A 16,338-nucleotide genomic window follows, 5' to 3' on the forward strand; every position below is an offset into this window, starting at 1 on the left:
CATCTTGAGCGTGTTGGGCGCCAGGCCCAGCAGCTGTTCGACGCGGCCGAACAGTTCGCTGGCGAAGGCGACTTCGTCGGGGCCGTGCATCTTGGGCTTGACGATGTAGACCGAGCCGGTCCGGGAGTTTTTGCGTGCCTGCAGATCGTGCAGGGCGATCAGCGAGGTGCAGGCGGCATCCAGGATGCCTTCGGGGATTTCGCGACCGTCACGGTCGAGGATGGCCGGGTTGTTCATCAGGTGGCCGACGTTGCGCACCAGCATCAGCGAGCGCCCGTGCAGGCGGGCGGTGGAGCCGTCGCGCGCGGTGTATTCGCGGTCCGGGTTCAGGCGGCGGGTGATGGTCTTGCCGCCCTTGACCAGGTCTTCGGTCAGGTCGCCTTTCATCAGGCCCAGCCAGTTGCGGTAGGCCACGACCTTGTCGTCCGCGTCCACGGCGGCGATGGAGTCTTCGCAGTCCATGATGGTGGTCACGGCGGCCTCGACGACCACGTCCTTGATATGGGCGGGGTCGGTCTTGCCGATGGGGTGAGCGGCATCGAACTGGATTTCGACGTGCAGGCCATGATGGCGCAGGACCAGGGCCTGCGGCGCGGCGGCCTCGCCGCGGTGGCCCAGAAAGGCGGCATCGTCGGCCAGGCCGGTGGTCGAGCCGTCGTTCAGGGTGACGCGCAGGCCGCCCTGGGCCACGGCGTAGGCCGTGGCATCGCTGTGTGAGCCCTTGGCCAGGGGGAAGCTGGCATCCAGGAACTGGCGGGCGAAGGTGATGACCTTGGCGCCGCGCACCGGGTTGTAGCCGCCTGCGCGGGTCGCGCCGTCGGTCTCGGGGATGGCATCGGTGCCGTACAAGGCATCGTACAGGCTGCCCCAGCGTGCGTTGGCCGCGTTCAGGGCGTAACGGGCGTTCATGACCGGCACGACCAGCTGCGGGCCGGCCTGGGCGGTGATTTCGGTATCGACGTTCGCCGTGGTGACGGCGACGTGCGCGGGGGCGTCTTTCAGGTAGCCGATGTCTTTCAGGAAAGCGCGGTAGGCGACCGGATCGGCGATGGGGCCGGGGTGTTTGGCGTACCAGTCGTCCAGTGCCGCCTGCAGGCGGTCGCGTTCGGCCAGCAGGGCGCGGTTCTTGGGGGCCAGGTCATGCACGATCGCGGACAGGCCTTTCCAGAAAGTGGCCGGCTGGATGCCCGTGCCCGGCAGGGCTTCCTGCTCGATGAAGCGGTGCAGCGCGGCGGCGACCTGGAGTCCATGGCTGGGGATGCGATCGGTCATGATGGTCCTTGGGTAATTTCGAGAAGATGTCAAGTCTGAATTATAGGCAGTCTTCTATAAGAGTTAAAGGGTGCCCGTTTGCGGGCGGCATGGCGCAGCGTTTGCGCAAATTTATAGGCAGTCTTCTATAAGAGTTAAAGGGTGCCCGTTTGCGGGCGGCATGGCGCAGCGTTTGCGCAAATGCTTGTTGCGTAAAAGAAAACGCCCGCTTCCAGGGAAGCGGGCGGGCTATATGCCGGTCCGGATAGTGTTTATTTTTCCGGCACCTGGGCGATGTGCAGCAGATTGGTGCTGCCGCTGCGTCCGAACGGCAGGCCGGCGATCACGATCAGCCGGTCGCCTGGTTGGGCCAGTCCGGCCTGGCGGGCGGCGGCCGTGGCACGGTCGATCATTTCGCTGGATTCGTGCAGTTGTTCCGGGAAATGAACCGGGCGCACGCCCCAGGCCAGGGCCAGGCGGCGGGCGGTTTCCGGCTGTGGGGTCAGGGCCAGGATCGGCGTGGCGGGGCGTTCACGGCTGGCGCGCAAGGCACTGAAGCCAGACGCCGTGTAGGCCACGGTCGCGGCGGGTTCCAGCAGCCCCGCGACACGCCGCAGGGCGCAGCAGATGGCATCCGGGATATTGGCTTCGGCCGGGCTGTGCGTGGCGTCCAGGTTGGCGCGCCAGGAAGGATCGGCCTCGACCTCGCGGATGATGTGCTCCATGATGGTGACCGCTTCGACCGGATGTTGGCCGGAGGCCGATTCGGCCGACAGCATGACGGCGTCGGCGCCGCTGTAGACGGCCGTGGCCACGTCGGATGCCTCGGCGCGGGTGGGTACGGGCGCGGTGATCATGGATTCCAGCATCTGCGTGGCGACCACCACCGGCTTGCCGGCGGCGCGTGCCCGGCGCACGATGCGTTGTTGCAGCACCGGGACGCGCTGAGGGGGCAGTTCCACGCCCAGGTCGCCGCGTGCCACCATGATGCCGTCGGCTTGCGCCACGATGGCGTCCAGATGCTCGATGGCGGCGGGTTTTTCCAGTTTGGCCATGATCCAGGCGCGTTTGCCGATCAGTTCGCGCGCTTCGATGATGTCCTCGGGGCGCTGCACGAATGACAGAGCGACCCAGTCCACGCCCAGCGACAGGCCGAATTCCAGGTCGGCGCGGTCCTTGGGCGTCAGTGGGGAGATCGGCAGAATGACGCCGGGCACGTTCACCCCCTTGCGGTCGGACAGCGGGCCGCCGACCAGGACGGTGGTTTCGGCAAAGTCCGGGCCGTGGCGGTCTACCCGCAGGCGCAGCTTGCCGTCATCGAGCAGCAGGTCGGTGCCGTCTTCCAGGGCGGCGAAGATTTCCGGGTGCGGCAGGTTGGCGCGCGCGGCGTTGCCCTCGGCGGGATCCAGATCCAGGCGAAAGGGCTGGCCGGCCGTCAGGACGGTCTTGCCTCCTGCAATCCGGCCCACGCGCAGTTTCGGTCCCTGCAGGTCCATCAGGATGCCGATGGGGCGGCCCAGTTCCTGCTCGATCTGGCGGATGATGCGGTGACGCTCGGCGTGGTCTTCGTGCGTACCGTGGCTGAAGTTCAGGCGGAACACATTGGCGCCGGCCAGGGCCAGGGCGCGGATCTGTTCGGGCGTGGAGCTGGCGGGCCCCAGGGTGGCCAGGATGCGGGCGCGGCGGTCGGGGGTCATGGCTAGGCTCCTGCGTAGAGATGATTGGCGCCGTCCAGGGCGGCCACGCCGGCGCGGGCCACCTGGGCGTCCTGCCCGGCCTGCACGCCGGACACGCCGACCGCGCCGATGATATGGCCGTCGAAATAAATGGGTTCGCCGCCCTCCAGGGGCACGACGGGCATGGACAGGGCGGCGATGCGCCCCTGGTTGACCATGTCTTCGTAGACTTTGCTGGGCTTGCCGCTGAGGATGCAGGCGCGGGCCTTCTCCGGGGCCACCTGGGCGCTCATGAGGGGGGCGCCGTCCATGCGTTGCAGCCACAGGGCGTGGCCGCCTGCGTCGCAGATGGCGATGCTGACGTTCCAGCCGTTCTGGCGGGCTTCGGACTCGGCGGCGGCCATGCGGCGCGCGTCTTCCTGGCTCAGGACTCGGATGGTCTTCATGGTGTGTCTCCTGGGGGGCGCCGCCGGGTTCAGAGGACCAGGACGGCGCGGAAATCGTTGACGTTGGTCAGGGTGGGGCCGGTGATGAGGGAATCGCCCAGGCGCTCGAAGAAGCCGTGGCCGTTATTGTCGTCCAGGTGGGTGCGCGGCGGCATGCCGGCCGCCCAGGCGCGCGCCAGGGTGTCGGGGCCGATGAGGGCGCCGGCGATCTCCTCCTGGCCGTCCACGCCGTCGGTATCGCCGGCCAGGGCGTGGACGCCTTCGGCGCCGTCCAGGGTGATGGCCATGGAAAGCAGGCATTCGACGTTGCGCCCGCCCCGGCCCTGGCCGCGTACGGTGACGGTGGTCTCGCCGCCCGAGAGCAGCACGCAGGGCGCGGGGACGGGCTGGCCGTGGGCGCGCACCTGCAGGGCGATGCCGCCCAGGACCTTGCCGACGTCGCGGGCCTCGCCTTCGATGCGGTCGCCCAGCAGCAACGGGGTGATGCCGGCCGCGCGGGCGACTGATGCGGCGGCTTCCAGGGCCATCTGGGGGGTGGCAATCAGGTGGGTTTCGACACGGGCCAGGCGCGGGTCGCCGGGCTTGAGGGTTTCGCCTGCGCCGGATTCCAGCAATTGGCGGGCGCCGGCCGGCAGTTCGATGTCGTAGCGGTGCACGATGTCCAGCGCATCGGCGCAGTGGCTCGGGTCGGCCACGGTGGGGCCGGAGGCGATGTCGCAGGGCTGGTCGCCGGGGACATCGGAGATCAGCAGGTTGATGACGCGTGCGGGGGCGCAGGCCGCCGCGAGCCGGCCGCCCTTGATGCCCGACAGGTGACGCCGCACGCAGTTCATTTCGGCAATCGTCGCGCCTGATCGCAACAGGGCGCGGTTGATGGCCTGCTTGTCGGCCAGCGTCACGCCAGGACCCGGCATGGGCAGCAGGGACGAGCCGCCGCCCGAGATCAGGCAGATCACCAGATCGTCGGCCGTCAGGCCGGACACGAGCTCGAACAGCCGCCGGGCGGCCGTCTCGCCCGCCTCGTCGGGTACCGGGTGGGCGGCTTCGACGATCTCGATGCGTTCGCAGGGCACGGCGTAGCCGTAGCGGGTGACGACCAGGCCTTCGAGCGGGCCGGCCCAATGCCGTTCGAGGGCCTGGGCCATGGCGGCCGAAGCCTTGCCTGCGCCAATGACGAGGGTGCGCCCTTTGGGCCTTTGCGGCAGGAAGGCGGGGATGCAGTGCTCGGGCTGGGCGGCGCGCACGGCCGCCTGGAACATGCGGGTGAGAAGTTCGCGGGGCGAGAGGTTCATGATGCGTCCATCCCGAAGGGGGGGCGGTGGATGGGCCCGTGCCGGACGGATCCGGGCCGCTTGCAAGCCGATGGGGCGGGGCGGCGCCGCACGGTGTGCGCCCTGCCCGGCGGCCGGACCGCTGGCAGGTCCGCCGGGCAGGGCGTGGCGCGCAGCCTGCGCTTACTGGCCGATTTCGTGGTTCGCCATGATTTCCAGCGCGCGCACCATGCCGGAGTGGTCCCAGCCGGTGCCGCCGTGGGCCACGCAGGCGTTGAACAGTTCCTGGGCCAGGGCCGTGCTGGGCAGGGACATCCCCAACTGGCGGGCGGTGGTCAGGGCCAGGTTCAGGTCCTTCTGGTGCAGGTTGATGCGGAAGCCCGGGTCGAAGGTGCGCTTGACCATGCGCTCGCCGTGCACTTCCAGGATGCGCGAGCTGGCGAAGCCGCCCATCAGCGCCTGGCGGACCTTGGCCGGATCGGCGCCCGCCTTGGAGGCCAGCAGCAAGGCTTCGCCCACGGCCTCGATGGTCAGCGCGACGATGATCTGGTTGGCGACCTTGGTGGTCTGGCCGTCGCCGTTGCCGCCCACCAGCGTGATGTTCTTGCCCATCAGCTCGAAGATCGGCTTGCATTGGTCGAACGCGGCCTGGCTGCCGCCGATCATGATGGTCAGGCTGGCGGCCTTGGCGCCGACTTCGCCGCCGGAGACCGGCGCGTCCAGATATTCGCAGCCCAGCGCATTGATCTTCTTGGCGAATTCCTTGGTGGCGACGGGCGAGATCGAACTCATGTCGATGACGATCTTGCCCTTGCTCAGGCCGGCGGCCACGCCGTGCTCGCCGAACAGCACGGCTTCGACGTCGGGGGTGTCGGGCACCATGATGATGATGATGTCGGACGCCTGGGCGACTTCCGTCGCGTTGGCAAGCGCTTTGGCGCCCGCGTCCAGCAGGCTCTGGGGCGTCTTGCCGACGGTGTAGGTGGCCAGGGTGTGGCCGCCCTGGATGAGGTTGGCGGCCATGGGGGTGCCCATGATGCCCAGACCGATGAAACCGATGTTGGCCATGTCAGTTCTCCTTGTTGATGGGTGTGTCGTGCGGATCAGGCCAGCGCCTGGATCCAGCCCAGGCCGTCCTCGGTGCGGGCGGCCGGTTTGTATTCGCAGCCGATCCAGCCGTCGTAGCCGGCGGCGTCGATGTGGCGGAACAGCCAGCGGTAATTGATCTCGCCGGTGCCGGGCTCGTTGCGCCCGGGATTGTCGGCAAGCTGGATGTGGCCGATGGAGCCGAGGTGCTTGCTGATCGTATTGCCCAGCTCGCCTTCCATGCGCTGCGCGTGGTAGATGTCGTATTGCACGCGCAGGTTGTCGGAGCCGACTTCGGCGAGGATGCCCAGCGCCTGGTCGGTGCGCGACAGGAAGAAGCCCGGGATGTCGAAGGTGTTGATGGGTTCGATCACCAGGCGGATGCCGGCCTTCTTCAGTTCGGCGGCCGCGTAGCGCAGATTGTCCACGAAGGTCCGGTGCGCGGTGGCAGTGTCCACGCCCGCCGGCACCTTGCCCGCCAGGCAGTTGAGCTGCGGGCAGCCCAGGGCCTGGGCGTATTCGATGGCGCGGGCGACGCCTTGCTTGAATTCTTCGACGCGGCCGGGGTGGCAGGCGATGCCGCGCTCGCCGGCGTCCCAGTCGCCGGCCGGCAGGTTGTGCAGCACCTGGACCAGGCCGTTGTCCTTCAGGCGCCGGGCCAGGTCCTGCTTGTCGTAGGCGTAGGGGAACAGGTACTCGACCCCCTTGAAGCCGGCTTTCGCGGCGGCCTGGAAGCGGTCCAGAAAGTCGATCTCGGTGAACAGCATCGACAGATTGGCGGCGAATTTAGGCATGTCGTGTAGCTCCTTAGTCCAGCAGGGTGATGGCGGTGGGGGCGTCCTCGCCGCGCTCGGCCAGTTCCTCGAACTCGTTGACCGCGTCGATGTCGTTGCCCATGGAGATGTTGGTGACGCGCTCCAGGATGAATTCGACCACGACGGGCACGCGGAATTCCTGGATCCAGGCGCGGGCCTGGGCGATCGCGGGCTGGATTTCCTCGACCTTTTTCACGCGGATCGCCTTGCAGCCCAGGCCCTCGGCGACCTTGACGTGGTCCACGCCGTAGCCCTCGGTTTCCGGCGCATTGATGTTGTCGAAGGCCAATTGCACGCAGTAGTCCATGTCGAAGCCGCGCTGCGACTGGCGGATCAGCCCCAGGTAGGCATTATTGACCACAATATGGATGTAGGGCAGATTGAACTGCGCGCCCACGGCCAGTTCCTCGATCATGAACTGGAAGTCGTAATCGCCGGACAGCGCCACGATTTCGTCGCCCGTGTCCGCGGCCACCACGCCCAGCGCGGCGGGTACCGTCCAGCCCAGGGGGCCGGCCTGGCCGGCGTTGATCCAGTGGCGCGGGCCGTAGACGTGCAGCATCTGCGCGGCGGCGATCTGCGACAGGCCGATGGTGGTGACGTAGCGGACATCGCGGCCGAAGGCCTTGTTCATTTCCTCGTAGACGCGCTGCGGCTTGAGGGGCGACTGGTCGAAGTGGGTCTTGCGCTGCATGGACTTCTCGCCCTTGCGCGCGCGGCATTCCCCCGCCCAGGCGCTGCGGTCGCGAAGCTGGCCGGCGGCCTTCAGGCGCTTGGCTTCCGCGATCATCAGGCGCAGGGCCGCGCCGGCGTCCGAGGCGATGCCGTAGTCGGGGCCGAAGACCTTGCCGATCTGGGTGGGATCGACGTCGATATGCACGAAGGTGCGGCCTTTGGTATAGACCGGGGTCGAACCCGTGTGGCGGTTGGCCCAGCGGTTGCCGATGCCCATCACGAAGTCCGAGGCCAGCAGGCTGGCGTTGCCGTAGCGATGCGCGGTCTGCAGGCCGACCATGCCCGCCATCAGCGGGTGATCGTCGGGGATCACGCCCCAGCCCATCAGCGTGGGGATGACCGGCACGCCGGTCAGTTCGGCGAATTCCTGCAGCAGATCCGCAGCGTCGGCGCTGAAGATGCCGCCGCCAGCGACCAGCAGCGGGCGCTCGGACGCGTTCAGCATGGCCACGGCGCGGGCGGCCTGGGCCGGCGTGGCGGCGGGCTTGTAGACGGACAGCGGCTCGTAGGTATCGATGTCGAATTCGATCTCGGCCATCTGCACGTCGAAGGGCAGGTCCACCAGGACCGGACCGGGGCGGCCGGAACGCATGATGTGGAAGGCCTGCTGCAGGATGCGCGGCACCAGCTCGGGTTCGCGCGCCATCACGGCCCACTTGGTGACCGGCTTGGCGATGGTTTCGATGTCGACGGCCTGGAAGCTTTCCTTGTGAAGTTGCGCGCGCGGCGCCTGGCCGGTGATGCACAAGATGGGGATGGAGTCGCCGGAGGCCGAGTACAGGCCGGTGATCATGTCCGTGCCGGCGGGTCCGGAGGTGCCCAGGCAGACGCCGATGTTGCCGGGATGGGCGCGGGTGTAGCCCTCGGCCATGTGCGAGGCGCCCTCGACGTGGCGGGCCAGCACGTGCTTGAAGCTGCCGTTCTTGCGCAGGGCGGAATACAAGGGATTGATGGCGGCGCCGGGCACGCCGAACAGCGTAGTGACGCCTTCTTTCTGCAAGACCGCGGCGGCGGCGTCGACTGCTCTCATTCTGGCCATGATTTCTCCTGGATCGGTCGGATGGACATTCGGTGACGGGACCAGAATAAAGAATTCGCCCGGGTGCAGGAATCCCAGCCACTCTCTGTTCTGCCGATACTATTGGTATCGAATAGGATGGGCTTGAGGTAGAATTTCCTGAGCCCGGGACCGGGGGGCCGCATCCGGATTCTTCTTGTGCCGCCTTGCCTTGAGGATGTTTTCAGTCTGCGGAGGAGTGCCTTGAGTCGTTACACCGAGATACGCAGTTTTGTATTGATTGCCGATCAAGGCAGCTTCGCCGCCGCCGCGCTGGTCGAGGGCGTGACGCCGGTCGTCATGGGGCGGCGCCTGACGGCGCTGGAAAAGCGCCTGGGCGTGCAATTGATGCACCGGTCGACGCGCGGCCTGGTGTTGACCGACCTGGGCGAACGCTATCTGGAGCATTGCCAGCAATTGATCCAGGATTTCGACGCCGCCGATGCCAGCATCATGTCCCGGCGCCGTTCGCTGACCGGCCACCTGGTGGTGTCGGCGCCGGCCTCGTTCGGGCGGCTGCATGTCGCGCCGCACGCGCTGGCGTTTCGCGAGCGTTATCCGGACCTGGCCCTGTCCTTCAATTTCACCGACAGCGTGGTGGATCTGGTGCGCGAGGGCTACGACATGGCGATCCGTATCGGCGAGGTCACCGATCCGAACTACGTGGCGGTGCGCCTGTATCCGAACCGCCGCGTGGTGTGCGGCACGCCGGCCTATTTCGAGTCGTACGGCGTGCCGCGCGTGCCCGAGGATCTGGCGCGGCACAATTGCCTGGCCTTCAATCTGCAGGGGGGGCAGCATCGCGGCTGGACCTTCGTGCGCGACGGCAAGCCGTTTGCCGTGCGGGTGCGCGGCGACCTGGCCTGCAATGACGGCGAGTTGCTGTACCGCTGGGTGCGCCAGGGGTTGGGCATCGGCTGGCGGTCCACCTGGGAAATCCAGCGCGAGCTCAAGCGCGGCGAACTGGTGACGGTGCTCGACGAGTTCGCCCTGCCCGCCTACGACATCCAGGCCGTCTATCCGCAACAGCGCTATCTGCCCGCCAAGGTGCGCTATTTCATCGACGATCTGAGAAACCATTATCATGAACCCGGCTACTGGGAAGGACTGAACGCATCTTGAACACTGAAGAAAATCCGCCGCAAGGCGCCGGAAATCGCCGCAATGAGCGGCTCGCGCTGATGGCGCTGGCCGGCATGGCGCTGGTCTGGGGCTACAACTGGGTCGTCATGAAGAAGGTGCTGGCGCATGTCGGGCCTTTCGACTTTTCCGCATTGCGCACGCTGCTGGGCGCGGCGGCGCTGCTGGTGGTGCTCAAAGCGTTGCGGCGCCCCATGCGCATCCGGGCCTGGCCCCGCGTGGTGCTGCTGGGCGTGCTGCAGACCGGGGTGTTCTCGGCCTTGATCCAGATCGCGCTGCTGCAAGGCGGTGCGGGCAAGACTTCGATCCTGGTGTACACGATGCCGTTCTGGGTCATCCCGCTGGCCTGGGCGGCCTTCGGCGAGAGGATCCGCGGGCTGCAGTGGCTGGCCCTGGCGCTGGCGGCGGCCGGCCTGCTGCTGATCCTGGAACCCTGGCACCGGCATGCTGGCATCGCCAGCGAGGCGCTGGCGCTTGCCGCCGGCCTGTGCTGGGCGCTGGCGACGCTGGTGGCGAAATGGATCAAGCGCGACTATCCGATGGATGCGTTGCCGCTGACGGCATGGCAGATGCTGTTCGGGGCCCTGGCGCTGTGCGTGGCCGCCTGGCTGGTGCCAGAGCGGCCGATCGCGCCCACGCCCTATTTCTACACGGCGCTGGCGTACAACGCACTGCTGGCGACGGCCCTGGCCTGGTTCCTGTGGCTGTTTGCCCTGCAACACCTGTCTGCCGGGATGGCGGGGCTGTCGTCCCTGGGCGTGCCGGTGGTCGGGGTGCTGGCGGGCTGGCTGGAACTGGGCGAGGCCCCTGGCGGGCTGGAGCTGGCCGGGATGATTCTGATCGGCGTGGCGCTGGCGGTGATCAGCCTGCGCTCGATGGGCAGGCGCAGATAAGGGCGCGGTCCTGTGCGATGCGGTCCGGCCCGATCAGGCCGGGGGTGGATCGGATCAGTCCAGCGCGGGAATGACGCTGGGCGCTTCCATCTGGACGACATCGCAATTGTCGCCCGGACCGGCGCGGTCGATGATCAGAAAATCAGAGACGGCGTCCAGCGCCAGCAGCGGGTGGTGCCAGACACCGCGCGCGTAGTTCACACCCTGGTCGCCCTGGCACAGGAACACGCGCAAATCGGCGACTTTAGGGGTGGATGTGGGGTCTGCGACCACGACCAGATAGGGGCGCCCGGACAGCGGGATGAAGGCCTGGCTGGCCTGCGGGTGGCGTTCCATCAGGGTGACGGTAAAGGGCAGCGTGCGCGGCAGGCCGCGAAAGATCGAGACGATGGCGTGACCATCCTGGCCCGGGTCGATGTGGGCCAGATCGTGATAGCGCTCGGTGTTGCCGTCATTGATGGTGAAATGCCTGACCGTGTCATCGGCCTGGATCACGTCGCCAAAGGGCGCAAAGGCGTCCCGTGTCAGGGGTTCAATGGCCAAGGTCGTCAGCGTTGCGGTCATGGGAGAGCTCCGTGAAAATCCCGGCGTGCCGCCGGGATCGGGCGATATCGGTCGGTGGGCGGCGTATCAGGCAGCGAAGCGGGCATCGAGGCGAAAGCGTGCGATCTGCCCGATCTGGTCCAGACAGGTCTGGAATTCGGCATCCCGTTCATTGAGCAGCCGTTGTTCGATGGCGTCCATGATCTGGTAGCGGCTGCGGCCCTTGACGGCGATCACGAAGGGAAAGCCGAACCGCTGGCGATAGGCGGCGTTCAGGCCGCGCAGGCGTTGCAGTTCTTCCGGGCTGCATTGGTCCAGGCCCGCGCCGCGCTGTTCGCTGGTCGAATCGCTGGTCAGGGTGCCGGCGGCGGCTTCCTTGCCGGCGAGTTCCGGGTGGGCGGTGATCAGGGCAAGCTGTTCGTCGGGACTGGCTGCGTGCACCACGCGGACCATGGCCTGGTGCAGCGCGTCCACATCGGCAAAGGGCCGGGCGGCCCAGGCGCGTGCCGGGATCCAGGGGGAATGTTCGAAGATCGCCCCCAGTTCCCGGGAAAATTCAGCCTGGGTCAGAGCGGACAGTTCATGCAAGGTCATGACAGGTTGGGATGAGTGCATCATGATGGAAAGTCTACGGTGTATCGCGTCTCAAATGAAGGGCGTGACGCGGTATAAGTGGTATATGCTGTGGCGCATTTCCGGGGGTGGCCGGACGCGCCCCTGTCCGAACGGAGATCCCCACGATGGCGACACGACGCGGTAGTGAAATGCTGGATACCTATCTGCTGAAGGTCTTCAGCATGCTCATGGCCGAACGCAGTGTGTCGCGCACGGCCCTGAAACTGAACCAGTCCCAGCCGGCCATCAGTGTGGCGCTGAAAAACCTGCGCCAAATCCTGCAGGACCCGCTGCTGGTGCGTGAAAAGGGCGGCATGGTGCCGACCGAGCGTGCGCTGGCGATCCTGGAACATGCCCGATCGGCACTGGAGTCGATCGACGCCATGCTGGAATCGGGCGGGGATTTCGAGCCTGGCAGCAGCCGCCAGGTCTTTCGCATCGGCTCGCCGGATTACCTGGCGCCGGCCTTCGCCGCTTCGGTGGTGACGCGCTTTCGCCGCGAGGCCCCGCATGCGCAGCTGGTGCTGCACGCCCTGGGTCCGGATTTCGATTTCGAGCATTCCCTGGCCGAAGGCGAGCTGGATGTGGTGATCGGCAACTGGCCCGAACCACCCGATCGCATGCACTTGTCGGTGCTGCTGGAAGACGAGATCGTGTGTCTGGTGGCGGCCGATCATCCATTGGCGCGGCGCGGCATGACACTGGATGACTACCGGCGCATGCCGCATGTGGTGCCGACCCCGTATTCCATTACCCAGCGCGGCATGATCGATACCGTGCTGACATCCCTGCGCATTCAGCGCAGGGAATGTGTCGAGGCGCAGTCCTTCATGCTGGCGCCATACCTGTTGCCGGGCACGGACCTGGTGTTCACCACCACACGGCATTTCGCCAGCTATTACACGAAACTGTTGCCGCTGGCGATCCTGGAATCGCCGATCGAATTCCCGCTGATGCGGTTCTATCAATTGTGGCATGCGCGCAATCATCATGCGCCCTCCCATCGATGGTTGCGGCATTTGCTGGGTGAGTGTGGCCGAGGATGAGGCCGAGCACAGGACCGTCTTGGCAGGCTGTCCTGTGCTCGGCGCGGGAGCTGCTGCGGCGGCTCAGATTGCCCAGCCGCCCAGGTAGAACACGGCCAGGGTGATGGCGATGGTCAGGGTGCCGATGTTCAGCAGGCGCCATTCGCCGGCGAACAGGCGGCCGATCACCAGGGTGCAGAAGCCTAGCATGATGCCGGTGACGATGTTGCAGGTCAGTACGATGAACACGGCGCAGACCATACCGGCCATGGTGTCCACGGTGTCGTCCAGGTTCAGCCGGCGCACGCCGCCCAGCATCAGCAGGCCGACATACATCAGCGCCGGGGCGGTGGCGTAGGACGGCACCAGGCCGGCCAGCGGCGACAGGAAGATCAGGGCCAGGAAGCCCAGGCCGACGATGGCGGCGGTCATGCCGGTCTTGCCACCGGCTGCTGTGCCTGCCGCCGATTCGATGTAGGCAGCGGCCGGGGCGCCGCCCAGGCCGGCCGATACGATGGAACTGACCGAGTCCGCCGTCAGGGCGCGGCCGCCGTTGATGATCTGGCCATCCTTGTCCAGCTGACCGGCCTGGCCGGCCACGGCGCGGATGGTGCCGGTGGCGTCGAACACCGCTGTCATGACCAGGGCCAGGACGCTGGGGATGACCACCGCGTTGAGTGCGCCGCCGATGTCCATGGCGCCGATCAGCGAATGCTCGCCGTCGAAGGATGGCAGGGCGAACAGGCCCTTGAAGGTGACGGCCGGATCCCAGATCAGGCCGAAGGCCGACAGGGCCACGATGACCAGCAGGATCCCGCCCGGTACGCGCCGGTGTTCCAGGCCGAAGATCGCGGCCAGGCCCAGTACCGACAGCAGGGCCGGCATGGCACCGATCGTGCCCAGGGATACCGGCAGGCCGGGGTCGGGGTTCTTCACCACCAGGCCGACTTCGTTGGCGGCGATCAGCAGCAGGAACAGGCCGATGCCGATACCGGTGCCGTGCGCGATGCCGGCGGGCAGGTTGCGCAGGATCCAGGTGCGCACTCCGGTGGCCGAGATCGCGGTGAAGATGACGCCCATCAGGAACACCGCCCCGAGCGCGACGGCGGGCGACAGGCCCTGGCCCAGCACCAGGTCGAATGCCGTGAAGGCCGTCAGCGAGATCGCGCAGCCGACGGCGATCGGCAGGTTGGCCCACAAGCCCATCAGCAGCGAACCGAAGGCGCTGGTGAGACAGACTGCGATGAAGACCGATGTGGTGTCGAATCCCGCCTTGCCCAGCATGCCGGGGACGACGAAGACGGAATAGACCATCGCCAGAAAGGTCGTCAGGCCGGCCAGGGTTTCCTGGCGCACGCTGGTGCCGCGTGCCGTCAGCTGGAAGTGCTTTTCGAGCCAAGATGTTGAGGTTGCGGGGGCGCCAATCCCCGCCGGCAAGGCGTGTTCCTGCTCGCGCATGAGCGGTGTCTCCTGAATGGTTGGCGCCTTCTGGTGGTGCGGGCGCTTTGGGGGCTGGGCCATTCTAGGGAGGCCGGTTCGCGCTGTGCGCAAGCCGACCTGATGACAACTATCAAGCCTGGGTGATGTTCCCTGGGGTGGCTCAGGGTTTGTCCGGATGTTGCGCGAAAGGGGCCTGGCCCGTGTCAGAGAGGCTGGCTTGCAGCATGGCGGCGACCTTGGCAATGCACTGGCGCAGCCAGACGACTTCCGGGGCGCTGTGGCTGCGGCGATGCCACAGCAGGTAGAAGCGCATGGTGGGAAAAGGCAAGGGCGCGGGCAGGATGGAAATGGGCAGATGGCGGGCGTAGTGCTGGGCGAACTGTTGGCCGGTGGTGAAAATCAGGTCGGTGCGCAACAGCATGCCGGCGACCAGGCCGAAGTACGGGATGGTCATCTGGATGTTGCGCTTCAGCCCTTGGGATGCCAGGTGACCGTCGATGAAGCTCTGGCGTTCGGTGACGTGGGGGAAGGGCGCCAGGTGCGGCAGTTCCAGATAGTGTTTCAGGGTGAGTTCGCGGTGGGCGACCGGATTCTGGCTGCCGATCATGCAGACGACCTCGTCGTCGAACAGTCGTGCCATGTACATCTGGGGCGGGGGTTCGAGCCAGTTGCCGATGACGACATCCAGGCCGCCGTTTTCCAGGCCGCCCGCATAGTCGTAATCCGCGTTGATCGGGTGTACGATGAATTTGGCATGCGGCGCCTCGCGGCGCAGGATCTCGGCGATGTTCGGCAGGAACATCGCGTCCAGGTAGTCGGGGGCGCCCAGATGGAATTCCCGGTTGGATCGGGCCGGGTCGAATGCGCCCGGCGGCTGGGTGATGCGTTCGATGGCGCTCAGCGCATCATTGGCATGCGCCAGCAGTTCCAGGGCGCGGTCTGTTGGCACCATGCCGGTCTTGCCGCGCACCAGGATCGGGTCGCCGGTGATGTCGCGCAGGCGGCGCAGCGAATTGCTCAGGGCCGGCTGCGACAGCCCCAGCTTGATGGCGGCGCGCGAGACGCTTTGTTCGGTCACCAGGATCTGCAGGATGCGCAGCAGATGCGTGTCCATGGGTTCGCGGGTTCTTTGCATTGGCCTATTATTCACGGGCGTGTGCTGCCCGTCCACCGAATCCCGGCATGATGTTCCCCATCATGCCGAGCGAATGGTCCGGGCGGTGGCGTGGTGATATCGTGGACGCAACACCTGTTCAATGAAAAGAGGGATGCGATGGAGACCGATGTCATACGCTTTCACTATCGTGGCCAGACCCACGAAGTCTCCGGTCAGCCCACGACCCGCACTGTGCTGCAGTATCTGCGCGAGGACCTGGGCTGCATGGGCACCAAGGAAGGCTGCGCCGAGGGCGACTGCGGCGCCTGTACCGTCATGGTGGCCGAACCCGACGGCCAGGGCGGCGTGGCCATGCGGGCGGTGAACGCCTGCATCCAGTTCCTGCCCACGCTCGATGGCAAGGCGCTGTACACGGTCGAAGACCTGCGCCAGGAAGACGGCACGCTGCATCCTGTGCAGCAGGCCATGGTCGATTGCCACGGCTCCCAGTGCGGCTTCTGCACGCCGGGTTTTGTCATGTCCCTGTGGGGCATGTACCTGGCGCATGGCCCTCAGGATCCGGCGCCCACGCGGACCGAAATCGACGACGTGCTGTCGGGCAATCTGTGCCGCTGCACCGGCTATCAGCCCATCGTGCGCGCCGCCGGCGAAATGTTCGGCTATCCGGCCGCGTCCTTCGACCGGGCGGCCCTGGCCGGCATCCTGGCGGCGCTGCAGCGCGACGGCGTGTTCACTTATACGCATGACGGCCATACCTTCCATGCGCCGCGCACCCTCGACCAACTGGCGCAACTGCGCATGGATTACCCGGACGCCCGCATCCTGGCGGGCAGCACCGACGTGGGCCTGTGGGTGACCAAGCAGTTCCGTGATCTGCCGCATCTGATCTATATCGGCCAGGTGGCCGAACTGCGTGAACTGCGCCTGGAAGGCGATGATTTGCGCATCGGTGCGGGCGTGCTGCTCAATGATGCGTTTGATGCCCTGGTCGAGCATCTTCCAGAACTGGCCGAAATGCGCCAGCGGTTCGCGTCGTTTCCGATCCGCAATGCGGGCACCCTGGGCGGCAATGTGGCCAACGGTTCGCCCATTGGTGATTCCATGCCGGGCCTGATTGCTCTGGGCGCCCGCATCATCCTGCGTCAGGGAGACCGGGTGCGGGAAATGCCGCTCGAAGACTATTACCTGGGCTATCAGAAAAACGCGTCCGAACCGGGCGAGTTCGTCC

Annotated in this window: 15 protein-coding genes; 4 read left to right on the forward strand and 11 right to left on the reverse strand. The window is 66.8% G+C overall.

Going from position 1 to position 16,338, the window contains the following annotated elements:
• The 7 genes from RBR29_RS05880 to gcl all read right to left on the reverse strand — a co-directional run.
• Positions 1–1,272 (reverse strand): malate synthase G (locus RBR29_RS05880; protein WP_320348034.1); only part of this gene is annotated, 1,272 nt, incomplete at its 3' end.
• Between the two features lie 251 nt (positions 1,273–1,523).
• Positions 1,524–2,948 carry a pyruvate kinase gene (pyk, locus tag RBR29_RS05885; protein WP_320348035.1) on the reverse strand — a complete coding sequence of 475 codons (1,425 nt, stop codon included), beginning with the start codon at positions 2,946–2,948 and terminating at the stop codon, positions 1,524–1,526.
• A gap of 2 nt (positions 2,949–2,950) precedes the next feature.
• A complete protein-coding gene (locus RBR29_RS05890) occupies positions 2,951–3,373 on the reverse strand; it encodes a heme-binding protein (RefSeq protein WP_320348036.1) in 423 nt (140 codons plus the stop codon).
• A 29-nt stretch (positions 3,374–3,402) separates the two neighbouring features.
• Entirely contained in the window at positions 3,403–4,665 is a 1,263-nt protein-coding gene (locus RBR29_RS05895; protein ID WP_320348037.1) for a glycerate kinase, read from the reverse strand.
• Positions 4,666–4,827: 162 nt separating this feature from the next.
• Complete coding sequence (gene glxR / locus RBR29_RS05900; RefSeq protein WP_320348038.1) at positions 4,828–5,712, reverse strand: 2-hydroxy-3-oxopropionate reductase; 885 nt, start codon at positions 5,710–5,712, stop codon at positions 4,828–4,830.
• 35 nt (positions 5,713–5,747) lie between these two features.
• On the reverse strand, positions 5,748–6,524 hold the full coding sequence (gene hyi, locus RBR29_RS05905; protein WP_320348039.1) for a hydroxypyruvate isomerase: 777 nt from the start codon (positions 6,522–6,524) through the stop codon (positions 5,748–5,750).
• A 13-nt stretch (positions 6,525–6,537) separates the two neighbouring features.
• Complete coding sequence (gene gcl, locus RBR29_RS05910) at positions 6,538–8,319, reverse strand: glyoxylate carboligase (RefSeq protein ID WP_320348040.1); 1,782 nt, start codon at positions 8,317–8,319, stop codon at positions 6,538–6,540.
• A gap of 222 nt (positions 8,320–8,541) precedes the next feature.
• Between gcl and RBR29_RS05915 the strand changes: the two genes are divergently transcribed.
• A complete protein-coding gene (locus tag RBR29_RS05915; protein ID WP_320348041.1) occupies positions 8,542–9,459 on the forward strand; it encodes a LysR family transcriptional regulator in 918 nt (305 codons plus the stop codon).
• On the forward strand, positions 9,456–10,370 hold the full coding sequence (locus tag RBR29_RS05920; RefSeq protein ID WP_320348042.1) for an EamA family transporter: 915 nt from the start codon (positions 9,456–9,458) through the stop codon (positions 10,368–10,370). The genes RBR29_RS05915 and RBR29_RS05920 overlap by 4 nt, the downstream gene beginning before the upstream one ends.
• 54 nt (positions 10,371–10,424) lie before the next feature.
• On the opposite strand, the gene RBR29_RS05925 is transcribed toward RBR29_RS05920, so the two are convergent.
• Positions 10,425–10,934, reverse strand: coding sequence for an ureidoglycolate lyase (locus tag RBR29_RS05925; RefSeq protein WP_320348043.1), 510 nt, complete (start codon positions 10,932–10,934; stop codon positions 10,425–10,427).
• 66 nt (positions 10,935–11,000) lie between these two features.
• Positions 11,001–11,507, reverse strand: a complete 507-nt coding sequence (gene uraD / locus RBR29_RS05930; RefSeq protein ID WP_320348044.1) for a 2-oxo-4-hydroxy-4-carboxy-5-ureidoimidazoline decarboxylase — start codon at positions 11,505–11,507, stop codon at positions 11,001–11,003.
• Positions 11,508–11,653: 146 nt separating this feature from the next.
• Here uraD and RBR29_RS05935 point away from each other — a divergent pair, with 146 nt between their 5' ends.
• A complete protein-coding gene (locus RBR29_RS05935; protein WP_320348045.1) occupies positions 11,654–12,574 on the forward strand; it encodes a LysR substrate-binding domain-containing protein in 921 nt (306 codons plus the stop codon).
• 63 nt (positions 12,575–12,637) lie between these two features.
• Here the strand turns inward: RBR29_RS05935 and RBR29_RS05940 are convergent, their stop codons facing one another.
• A complete protein-coding gene (locus tag RBR29_RS05940) occupies positions 12,638–14,011 on the reverse strand; it encodes an NCS2 family permease (protein ID WP_320348046.1) in 1,374 nt (457 codons plus the stop codon).
• A 142-nt stretch (positions 14,012–14,153) separates the two neighbouring features.
• On the reverse strand, positions 14,154–15,107 hold the full coding sequence (locus RBR29_RS05945; RefSeq protein WP_320348047.1) for a LysR family transcriptional regulator: 954 nt from the start codon (positions 15,105–15,107) through the stop codon (positions 14,154–14,156).
• Between the two features lie 159 nt (positions 15,108–15,266).
• On the opposite strand from RBR29_RS05945, the gene xdhA reads away from it, so the two are divergent.
• Positions 15,267–16,338: xanthine dehydrogenase small subunit (xdhA, locus tag RBR29_RS05950; RefSeq protein WP_320348048.1), on the forward strand; the 1,072-nt coding region annotated here is incomplete at its 3' end.

Origin of the sequence: Castellaniella sp. (assembly GCF_034007085.1) — a bacterium.
Lineage (GTDB): Bacteria > Pseudomonadota > Gammaproteobacteria > Burkholderiales > Burkholderiaceae_B > Castellaniella.